Genomic DNA, 8,934 nt, shown 5'->3' on the forward strand with positions numbered 1-8,934 from the left:
GGAACATGTTTCCCCCATTTTTGTTGTTTGAATTGTGCGACGCGATCTATTTAGATGCGTCTACGTCGCTTCGTTAGTTCGATACTCGAGCCTGCAACCAGGCCGCAACATGGTCGGCAACATTGGGTCGAGCCTCTGAGGTTTCATTGAAGTAGTGACCGCCAGGAAGAGTGACGAGTTGTTTATCGTCGGCCCCGGTGAGATCGAGAAGTTTCTGCGCATCTGCCGGGAACACCCCCATGTCCGCATCCGCGTGCACGACGAGGGTCGGCAGATCGTTCTTGGGAAGGTGCGAGTCGACGACACAGTCCGACTCAGTGAGACTGAACATGTTCAGCCAGGTCCGAAGACTCGTGACCATTCCAACGCCGAATACGTTGCGGTTTGCCCGAGCCGGGTCTCCGAAGTAGCAACGCCCGACCGGCCGATTCGACGGGTCGATCGTCGGGTCAAGGAACCGCGGGTTCGCCCAGGTGCGGTTCATCACAAACAGACGCTCGAGTGTTCCGAGACTTGGTAGTCGATCGAGTTCCGCGAGGCAGTACTCGGTGATCCTTGCGTTCCGAGCCACTTGAGCACGTCCGTAACGCTGCAGGAACTCATCGCTGAACGGCACTCCATTGCGCGCGTCATACATGTCCAAGCTGGGGTCGATGGACGTCGGATCAAACTCATCAGTCAGGCTCGGATCCATCGCGCCGGTGATGTACTCAGGTCTGCCTGGATGGGCAGCCAGAAAGATCATGTAGTCGGCGGGCGCGAGGTCGTACAGGCCTCGAAATACCGGTCGACCAACGGATGGTCGGATATCGACGTCCTTGCACTGAGACTGGTAGGCGGCCATCAGCGAGCCACCGCCCGAGTTGCCGAGCAGCACGACTTCCTCGACGCCTTGGTCGCGGAGCCACGCCACACCAACGCCAATCTCGGCAAGTGCGTGATCAAGTTGAAAGTAGGGCTCGTTGCCACGGAATCTCGTGTTCCACCCGAGAAAGCCAAAGCCGCGCTCGGCCATGTAGGGGGCTAGATAGTGTTCCGAGAAATCGAGGTTGTAATGGGTGGCAATGATTGCAGTCTTCGGAACCTTTCCCCGCAGGCGATAGTAGATGCCTTGGCATGGGTGACCCCCAGCACCCGCCCTTCCGATCGCAGGCGATGGCAGTCCGACAAAGGTTCTTTCAACGGTAGAGGACAAAGATTCGCTCATATCATTCCCTTCGATTTCTGTTTGTGAGTATGGGCAAGATGCTCGATCGCGATCGAGCGCGCTGCGCTTCGATCAGCCTTCATCAGCGGTCCCGACCGGGGTATCGATGAGACGGCGACAACATGTGCCGGCGTCTTGTAACTTGCGAGTGATTGCTTGCAATGCGAGATCATTTCCTGAGCATCGGCCTTCGCCGCTGGAGACGATTGGACGAGGGCGATGACGAGTTCACCCCAACGTTCGTCGGGCACGCCGACGACGAGGCAGTCCGACACATTCGGATGCGACGCAAGTACCGCTTCCACCTCGGCCGGATAGATGTTCTCGCCGCCGCGAAGGATCATGTCGACCCGCCGGGTCGCCAGACGGAGATAGCCCTCCTCGTCCAGCCATCCGAGGTCGCCTGATCGGAACGAACCATCTGGGAGCAGCACACTGCGTGTGAGCTCGGGTTCGTTGAGATAGCCGGTCATGACGCATGGACCACGTGAGACGATCTCGCCGACGGTGCCCGGCACCACGTCTGTGAGCTGGTCATCAACTATGCGAAGCTCAACACCCGGAGGAGGCTTTCCGACCGACACCAGAAGATCTGCACGTTCATCATCGAGAGCGCGTCGGTGATCCTCGGGACCGAGCAGTGCCTGCCCGCCAACCTCGGTTCCAGCGCCAAATATGTTGAAGAGGTCGCAGTCGAAGACATCATCCATCCGCCGCACTAGCTGCTCACCAGCCGCCGACCCGCCGTAGCTGATCTGTCGCAGTCGCGGAAATGAACCGCGTACGGCCGCTTCCGAGTCGAGGATCTCTCCAATCATCGTCGGCATCAAGGTTGCGCCAGTCAGACCGTCGTGTGCCTGCATCCAACGGAGTACGACCGCGGCGTCGAATTGGGGAAGGATGAGCTGTGTAGAGCCGAGCCGCAATGCGTAGAGCGCGTTTGCCCATCCCGACACATGGAACAGCGGTGAGCCGGCGTATCGACAGTCACCAGGTTCGAGACGCTGATTCGCGATTCCTGCCTCCACCATTGCTTCCACCATGCGGATCGGCTGGAGAACACCCTTCGCACGGCCGGTTGTACCGCTGGTGAATGAGATGGCGAAGAGCTCGTCGGCTTCCCGAGCCACCCACTCGATCGAGCGGGCACTGCTTCGCATTGCACTGATCGACGGGTTGACCGTTTCGACTTCCGTGCGAGGAACTTCGGTCGCCACGATCATGGGTGGTGCGACCTCTGCAACGGGCGAGTCGACAATCGTCGCTACGTAACGCGGGGCGACGACTATCGAGTCCAGTTCGGCTCGTTTCATCAGGTCGGCCAATTCCACCGCCGACAGCCGGAAGTTGAGCGGAACGATCGTTCCCCCGAGGCCGGCAATGGCGAGGTAGGTCTCAATGACGTCGACCGAGTCGGTCGACAAGACTGCGACCCTAGACCCCTTTTGGATTCCCAAGTCGGCTAGTCCAGCTGCAATGTTGCGGACCTCGCGTTGGGCCGTCGCATAGTCGGTGACCGATCCATCGCCCGTAATCCACGCCGAGCGCTGCGGCGTGGCTTCAGCCGCAATGTCGAGCCAATCGCAGACCTGGTGGCGCGTCCTAAAGCCTGCGCGAGTACTTCCAGCCGTCACGGACAACACAGTGCGTCCCCCCAGATCGACGTCAGCTCTGCGGACACCTGATCGACCGACAGTGCCTCGGTAGGCGGGTCGAAGATGAAGGCGTCGAAGAGAAATCGATCGATTCCTTGTGTCAAGGCCCGAGCCAGCACATCAGAGCTCACGGAGGACTTTACGATTCCGAGCCGCTGGCCTTTCGCAATCGCCTTGCCGAACCTCGCCTTGTGCGTAGTACGGAACTCGCGTCGCAGACGGGCGATCGACGGTTCTACATGCACCGCCTCCTCCATCGCCTTCATCCATGAACGATGTGAGTCGAAGTAGCTGACGTGACTCTCAATTGCCCGACGGAGACCCTCTCGCCCTTGGGTGACGTCCCAGTGATCGACGCCACTTGTCAGCATTTCGATGGCGCGCTCGCCAGCAACGCACGCGAAGAGTCCGGGGCGGCCGTTGAAGTATTGGTAAATGGTCGGAACCTTGACCCCGGCAAGGGTTGCGATTTCCTGAACCGAGCTCTGCGAATATCCATCACGCGCAAAGACGGCGAGCGCTGCATCGAGAACGTTGCGTCGAGTGACTTCCGCGCGCGGGCCCGCGGGCGCCTCAGAATTCACAGAGTCAGCCAGCAGGAGGACGACAGCCTCCTTGACGGCCTGTTCACGGTTCGCTACCGCAGCGGGCGGCGCGTCGACGGGCGCCGCACCGGCATTCATGCTGTCGCCTCAGTTTCGACCGGCCGCTTGGTTCTTTCGAGCTGACCTTCAAGGTCACTCAGGTGGCAGTCGGGTACCGACTCATCCCAACCAATTACACCGGCCGTCTGCAGTCCCAGGTTCTTTGCATTAGTCATATTGAAGTGCTTCTTCGTAACGATCTGCTGTGCAAAGAGACCGCCACCCTGTTGCAGTATCGTCACGTGCTGGAATCCACCGAAGGCGTCGGCGGTGAAGTCGCGAATCGCGTGAAATAGACGCAATCGAAGCTGTGCGCTTACACCTGGCATAGTTCTCATATATTTCGAGAGATATGGTCCTGTCACCTCGTGTTCGAGATCGAGGAGCGTCGGTGATGTGAGCACGCCTCCACCTGCGATGTCGTGGAGATGGCGAACCATCGCACTGAAGTTGGCTGAGCCGTAGTACTTGCCTGCAGTTGCATGAAGCTCACTCGGCGAGGCCCAACCTTCAGGTGTGTAACTGACGTCGGCGAGGGTCGCTTCGTAGCTTGCTCGTAGCATGCTCGCGTAGAGGATCATTTCTCCGATCTTTTCCTTGATGTGGGAGATCTTGTCGGTGCCATTGGCCTCGCTGATGAGCTGAGCGAGACCAACAAGCGTGTCGGCGACGTCGACGTAGTGGCCGAGCGAAGCCGCTCGCTCCCAGAGCCCGAGCGAGTGAGCGAACGTCGCCGAGTGCTCGTACTCGCCCGCGAGGAAGACGTCATCCCATGGAACGAAGACATGATCGAATATCACGAAGCCCTCCGTGCGCGGATGGCTCGAACTGAAGGGGAAGAAGCGCTCGTCAATGTCGGGGCGAGGTGCAAAGCTGACGTTGACGATCGTGACACCAGGTGCATTGACCGGCACGACGCACGCTACGGACCAATCACCCTCGTCAGGTTTCATCCTCTTCGTCGGCATCACCAAGAGGTCATGCGAAATCACGGCGTGTGAGATGTGGATCTTTGCCCCGTTGATGACGATTCCGTCGCTCCGTCGTTCGACGATCCTCAGATAGAGATCTGGGTCGTCTTGCTGTGACGGCGGTAGCGCGCGATGTCCCTTTGCGTCGGTGATGGTCTGGACGCAGCGGGTGTCCGCCGCCCGAGCCCGTTCGAGGTAGCCGATCGCTCGATCCGAGTATTCCGGGTGCGTGGCGCGCATCTTGCTGGACGCACTCAGGAGCATGAGTAGCGATGAGCTCGTCGTGTTGGTCGGGCCGTCGAGGCTGCTCTTGCGAATCGCCTCCTCACGAAGTGCTTCCGGCGTGGTCGGTATACTGAAGTACGGTCCGAACGCGTCTTCGCCAGCTTGGTAGTGCTTGTCGTAGCCGCGGGCTACCCGATCGACCGCGCTCTTGAGAAGCGGGTGCGACGTCACGTCATCGACGAGTTCGCCGTTCATATAGACGGCTCTGCCATCGCGAAGCGACTGCTTGTACTGTTCGCCTGTCATCATTGTCGTGGTTGCTCTTTCTGCTCTATCTCGGCTCTCGCGGAAGTCCTAGCTCGCGCTCTCCGACCAGGTTTCGCATAATCTCGTCGGTGCCACCAGCGATACGCAGGGACGGGATGGCCAGTAGCATCTCCGACCAGCAGTAGCGGTTGCGGTCGCCGGAATCCGTGACGCCGGCAATTCCAGCGAGCTCGACAGCGAGCGAACAGAGACGGTTCGAAGTGTCGGTGCTGTATAGCTTTCCGGCCGCTGCGGATGTGCCGGCCATCATCCAGTTGGAGATCACTGACCGCGAATACACGTCGGCGATGCGCTGGCGGATCTCCGGCCGTTGCGACCCTCCAACTTCCCGTGCAAGTTCGATCAAGCGCTCAAGCGGGTTAGCGAAAAGGGTGTCGGATACGGCCATTCCATCACGCTCGCTGTTTAGGCTCGTTCGGGCGACGCTCCAGCCGTTTCCTTCGCCCCCAATGAGGCGGTCATCAGAGACCGACACCCCCTCGACGAAGACCTCGTTGAATCGACTGTTCCCGTTGATCTGCTTCAAAGGTCGAACTGTCACTCCTGGATCCGACATGTCGATCAAGAACATCGACAATCCCTTGTGTCGCGACGAGCGATCGGCATCGGACCGCGCAAGCAGCAGTCCGACGTCCGAAATGTGGGCACCTGACGACCACACCTTCTGCCCGGTAATCGTCCATTGGTCTCCGTCGCGCACTGCCGTCGTTCGAACCGACGCAAGATCGGACCCAGCATCCGGTTCGGAGAAAAGCTGGCACCCGATCGACTCGCCCCGCCACAACCGTCGCAGCCAGTACGCCTTCTGCTCGCTGGTACCATGTTCGCGAATCGCTGGTGCGACGATTGACAGTCCGACGTGCAAGCAATGAGTGTCAGGGAGCTCAAACTCCGCAGCGACCTCGGTGAAGCATTCAAGCTCAGACGCCGACATCTCGGCGCCTCCGAATTCCTTTGGACCTGTCCGCCACGCAAGCCCTGCGTCGAACAGAGTGGATTGCCAGGCACGCGCCGCATCCGCATCGGCTCGATCGGCGCGGCTTCGCGTGAACGCCGCACCGACTACACGGTCGCTCGGCTCCTGAACAAGCACCTTCCGTGGCGCGTTCCTGTGAAAAAATTCGATGAGCTGGCTTCGGAATATTGGCGAATTTGGTCCGCCAGCAACCCCACCATACGCGTCATCATCCGCGAAACTTGTCACGCCTTCTGGCCCCCTCGACGGTTCAATACCGTTTGCTGAATAACTTTCAGCACCCATACTTACGGAGGTGACCGGAGTTGTCAAGCTATTTGCTGAAGTTGTTTCAGCACGCAGCGTGGCTGTTCGCGTTTCAGGGTTGGAGGGTGGGTAGCAGGGTCCAGTCGGGTCGGCCGGCGTAGAGCAGGCAGCGGACGCGGTGATGTCGGAAGTTCACGAGCCCGAACGCGATCCGCTTGATGCGCTTGGTCAGGTTGTTGACGCATATCTGGAGCCGGTCGACTGCGAACGTGTGGGCGGTGAGTCACCCTGGGTCTGTTAGAGGCTCGGGCTATTGGTTTCCAACCCCGGTCGGGGCGGTCTGTTGGGCAGCGTAGTGAGCTGCTTCGAACTCGTCGGGTGGGACGTCGCCGCAGTGGCTGTGGAGACGTTCGTGGTTGAACCAGTGAACCCAGGTGAGCGTCGCGAGTTCGAGTTCGTCGACGTCATCCCAGAGCTTCGGAGCGTCAGGCCCGTAGACACACTCGGCCTTGAACAACCCGTTCGTTGTCTCAGCGAGGGCATTGTCATACGAATCAGCGATCGTGCCGATCGACGGACGAGCACCGATCTCGTCGAGGCGTTCGGTGAATCTCACGGACGTGAATTGCCCGGACTCAACCGGCCGTCGCAACACCTCGATGATGGAGGTGCTGATCATGGGGACGATGAAGGAGCGACAGCGGGAGGTGCAGCTGTATCGGGGCCAGATCCCGTCGCCGGGTCGACCGACGATCGCGTGGCGTCAGGACCGGGTGGCGTTCTGGGCGGAGATCGCCAAGGGCGAGAAGACCGACGACGCAGCAAAGGCGGCGGGCGTGTCATCGCCGGTCGGGTATCGATGGTTCCGCCACGCTGGTGGGGTGAATCCTTGTCTGCCTCCGACCGTGACAGGCCGCTACCTGTCGTTTGCCGAACGCGAGGACATCGCGTTGTTCAAAGCTCAGGGTGCTGGCGTGCGCGAGATCGCGCGTCGACTGAAGCGGTCGCCGTCCACGATCTCGAGAGAGTTGAGACGGAACGCGTCAACGCGCACGTTCCGGCTCGAGTACAAAGCGTCGCTCGCGCAGTGGCACGCCGAGCGGCATGCTCGGCGCCCGAAGACAGCCAAGCTCGTCAAGAACAAGGCGTTGCACGACTATGTCCAGGACCGGCTCTCCGGTCGAGTCCATGCCGCCGATGGCCGCGTGCTCGGCCCGGAGGGCCCGAAGTGGCAGGGCAAGAACAAGCCGCATCGAGGTGACCGTCGGTGGGTGCAGGGTTGGAGCCCGGAACAGATCGCGCAGCGCCTGAAGATCGACTTCCCGCATGATGAGTCGATGCGGATCAGCCACGAGGCCATCTACCAGGCGCTCTACGTGGAAAGCCGTGGCGCGTTGAAACGTGAACTCGCTGCATGCCTGCGCAGTGGTCGGGCGCTGCGGATTCCGCGCAAGCGTGTCGGTCGCCGGGCGTGGGATCACGTCACGAACGACGTGTTGATTAGCGAGCGGCCCGCCGAGGTCGAAGACCGAGCCGTCCCAGGCCATTGGGAAGGCGATCTGATCATCGGCCTTCAACGCTCTGCGATCGGCACCGTCGTCGAGCGCACCACCCGGTTCACGATGCTTGTCCATCTCCCGCGCGAGAAGGGCTACGGCGAACAACCCGCCCGCAAGAACCGACCGGCACTCGCCGGCTACGGGCGATCACGATGAAGAATCGTCTCGCCGCGTCGATGACCACGCTGCCCGATCAACTCGTCCGGTCGTTGACCTGCGACCGCGGAAAGGAGCTCTCCGCGCACGCCGCCTTCACGGTCGAGACCAACATCCCGGTGTTCTTCGCCGACCCGAAGAGCCCCTGGCAGCGCGGCACGAACGAGAACACCAACGGACTGCTGCGCCAGTACTTCCCGAAAGGCACCGATTTCACGCGCTGGTCGGCTGAAGAGATCGAAGCAATCGCCGCGACCCTCAACTCACGGCCCCGCAAGATCCTCGGCTGGCGCACCCCTGCCGAAGCCTTCGACGAGCATCTACGCTCCCTCCAACAAGCCGGTGTTGCGACCACCGGTTGAGTCCGGGCAATACACATCCTGGGCGTTCACCCATCGGGCCCGCCAGTCGGGACTGGTCCCGTCGATGGGCAGCATTGGCGACTGCTACGACAACGCCGTCATCGAGTCGTTCTGGGGCCGGATGCAGACCGAGTTGCTGAACCGGAAACGATGGAACACGCGTGTCGAGTTGGCGTCGGCGATGTTCGAGTACGTCGAGGTGTTCCACAACCGACAGCGCCGCCACAGCTCGATCGGGATGCTCACCCCGATCGAGTCTGAGAAGATCCACCACACCAAAACGGCATGACCGACTCAAGCATCCCGAGGTCGCGGAACCGGGGGCACATCACTCGGGTTATTGGTTTCCAACCCCGGTCGGGGCGGGTCCGCTCCACGATGGGCGTGCGCACCAGTGTTGCGGCGGTCCAGACCGCGATCGCCAGCATCGCCGATGACGCCTGGCAGCCGATCGAGTACACCTGCGATGCCAAGCCCAAGTCGCCGAGTGCGCGGTGCCAGATGCCACGATTCGAGCGCGCGAAAGCGCTCCTGAATGTTCGCCTAGATCGACCGGACACACCTCGCGCTATCGGGACGTCTCCGAGCGGCCACCCGCCCGAGAAT

General features: G+C 60.9%; 8 protein-coding genes and 1 pseudogene. 3 read left to right on the top strand and 6 right to left on the bottom strand.

Annotated elements, in window-relative coordinates:
* Nucleotides 1-73: 73 nt before the first annotated feature.
* The 6 genes from ON45_RS02475 to ON45_RS02500 all read right to left on the bottom strand — a co-directional run bounded on the left by ON45_RS02475 (nt 74) and on the right by ON45_RS02500 (nt 6,930).
* Nucleotides 74-1,207: an alpha/beta hydrolase gene (locus ON45_RS02475; protein ID WP_040491623.1), complete on the bottom strand. Its 1,134-nt coding sequence runs from the start codon at nt 1,205-1,207 to the stop codon at nt 74-76.
* Nucleotides 1,204-2,850: a class I adenylate-forming enzyme family protein gene (locus ON45_RS02480; protein ID WP_083914135.1), complete on the bottom strand. Its 1,647-nt coding sequence runs from the start codon at nt 2,848-2,850 to the stop codon at nt 1,204-1,206. Before ON45_RS02480 ends, ON45_RS02475 begins: the two co-directional genes overlap by 4 nt.
* On the bottom strand, nt 2,838-3,545 hold the full coding sequence (locus ON45_RS02485) for a TetR/AcrR family transcriptional regulator (RefSeq protein WP_040491627.1): 708 nt from the start codon (nt 3,543-3,545) through the stop codon (nt 2,838-2,840). Before ON45_RS02485 ends, ON45_RS02480 begins: the two co-directional genes overlap by 13 nt.
* The gene (locus tag ON45_RS02490) at nt 3,542-5,011 is read right to left on the bottom strand and encodes a 4-hydroxyphenylacetate 3-hydroxylase N-terminal domain-containing protein (protein WP_083914137.1); all 1,470 of its coding nucleotides are present in this window, start codon (nt 5,009-5,011) and stop codon (nt 3,542-3,544) included. The genes ON45_RS02485 and ON45_RS02490 overlap by 4 nt, the downstream gene beginning before the upstream one ends.
* A gap of 22 nt (nt 5,012-5,033) precedes the next feature.
* On the bottom strand, nt 5,034-6,290 hold the full coding sequence (locus ON45_RS02495) for an acyl-CoA dehydrogenase family protein (protein ID WP_083914139.1): 1,257 nt from the start codon (nt 6,288-6,290) through the stop codon (nt 5,034-5,036).
* Nucleotides 6,291-6,561: 271 nt separating this feature from the next.
* The gene (locus ON45_RS02500; RefSeq protein ID WP_051062321.1) at nt 6,562-6,930 is read right to left on the bottom strand and encodes an integrase core domain-containing protein; all 369 of its coding nucleotides are present in this window, start codon (nt 6,928-6,930) and stop codon (nt 6,562-6,564) included.
* On the opposite strand from ON45_RS02500, the pseudogene ON45_RS02505 reads away from it, so the two are divergent.
* The 3 genes and pseudogenes from ON45_RS02505 to ON45_RS23600 all read left to right on the top strand — a co-directional run.
* Nucleotides 6,929-8,328 (top strand): annotated as a pseudogene (locus ON45_RS02505) (IS30 family transposase). The gene ON45_RS02500 and the pseudogene ON45_RS02505 sit on opposite strands and share 2 nt — an antisense overlap.
* Nucleotides 8,329-8,392: 64 nt before the next feature.
* Nucleotides 8,393-8,617 (top strand): integrase core domain-containing protein, encoded by a 225-nt coding sequence (locus tag ON45_RS02510; RefSeq protein ID WP_040491629.1) that lies wholly within the window; start codon nt 8,393-8,395, stop codon nt 8,615-8,617.
* A gap of 89 nt (nt 8,618-8,706) precedes the next feature.
* Nucleotides 8,707-8,934 (top strand): hypothetical protein (locus ON45_RS23600; RefSeq protein WP_206537633.1); only part of this gene is annotated, 228 nt, incomplete at its 3' end.

This window comes from Ilumatobacter nonamiensis YM16-303 (assembly GCF_000350145.1).
Classification (GTDB): Bacteria; Actinomycetota; Acidimicrobiia; order Acidimicrobiales; family Ilumatobacteraceae; genus Ilumatobacter_A; species Ilumatobacter_A nonamiensis.

Coding starts and splice junctions, on each gene's coding strand:
- ON45_RS02475 (WP_040491623.1), bottom strand. CDS start 1,207: ATGAGCGAATCTTTGTCCTCTACCGTTGAAAGAACCTTTGTCGGACTG.
- ON45_RS02485 (WP_040491627.1), bottom strand. CDS start 3,545: ATGAATGCCGGTGCGGCGCCCGTCGACGCGCCGCCCGCTGCGGTAGCG.
- ON45_RS02490 (WP_083914137.1), bottom strand. CDS start 5,011: ATGATGACAGGCGAACAGTACAAGCAGTCGCTTCGCGATGGCAGAGCC.
- ON45_RS02495 (WP_083914139.1), bottom strand. CDS start 6,290: ATGGGTGCTGAAAGTTATTCAGCAAACGGTATTGAACCGTCGAGGGGG.
- ON45_RS02500 (WP_051062321.1), bottom strand. CDS start 6,930: ATGATCAGCACCTCCATCATCGAGGTGTTGCGACGGCCGGTTGAGTCC.
- ON45_RS02510 (WP_040491629.1), top strand. CDS start 8,393: ATGGGCAGCATTGGCGACTGCTACGACAACGCCGTCATCGAGTCGTTC.